This is a genomic window from Bartonella sp. AP4SXKL (assembly GCF_042195845.1).
Lineage (GTDB): Bacteria > Pseudomonadota > Alphaproteobacteria > Rhizobiales > Rhizobiaceae > Bartonella.
On sequence record NZ_JBHIPA010000065.1, the window covers coordinates 1 to 803 of the forward strand.

Here is an 803-nt window from a genome sequence, read left to right on the forward strand (position 1 = left end):
TTCTTGATCACAAAACTTGGAGCTTTCCATTGTCCATCTTTATCATAACCAGCTCCTCCACCAAAATACGTCGCAAATGTCTGATTCATTGAATAAAGCTGATTGCCCGTGATCGCTTCTGTTGAACCTTTAGAAATTTCTCCATCTAATAGAAATTTTAATTTGCTGTTTTCTTGTTCCGCTATAACTTGACCATCTTTCTCTTTGTTCTTTACATGACGCGCGACAAAGGCATTGGCTTCATCATTCCACAACAAAGCATTCTGCTCAATGGTCTGTGTAAGTTCATTGCTGTTCTTAGAAAGCTCATTATGAAGATCTGTCAGCGATGTATCAACACCGCTAAAGGCTGAACCAACATCATGATATGACTGACCACCAACAACATACGTCGGAAGATTGCCTACAAGAACATCAGCACCACCACCTAAATAGCTCGATGTATTTTTAGAAACACTGTCTAGATTAGTAGTCACTGTCGTAACATTTTTATTAGTCGCAAATAACTGAGAGCCATTTACAACTTCTGTCGATTCTGCTGAAAGCACTCCTGCCTTAACACCTGAAAGTGTCCGATCCGTACCAGTCTTGTTGGCAATGTTGAGTTCTGTACCTTCTACTTCTTTACCAATAGTGATAACCTTCGTATTATCATCCTGCTTGGCAAGGCTATCACTGACAACATTAGTTACATCATTATGAACATTCGTGATAGAACTCGCAACTCCAGCAAATGCTTCCGATACACTATTGTAAACCTTTTCCTCACCAGCACTACCATCAGAATTGACAGTTTTAAGCTT

The 803-nt window shown here is 39.7% G+C and carries 1 pseudogene; it reads right to left on the reverse strand.

The features are described 5' to 3' along the window. Nucleotides 1-803 (reverse strand): annotated as a pseudogene (locus ACFIMI_RS09695) (hypothetical protein); the annotation flags it as partial.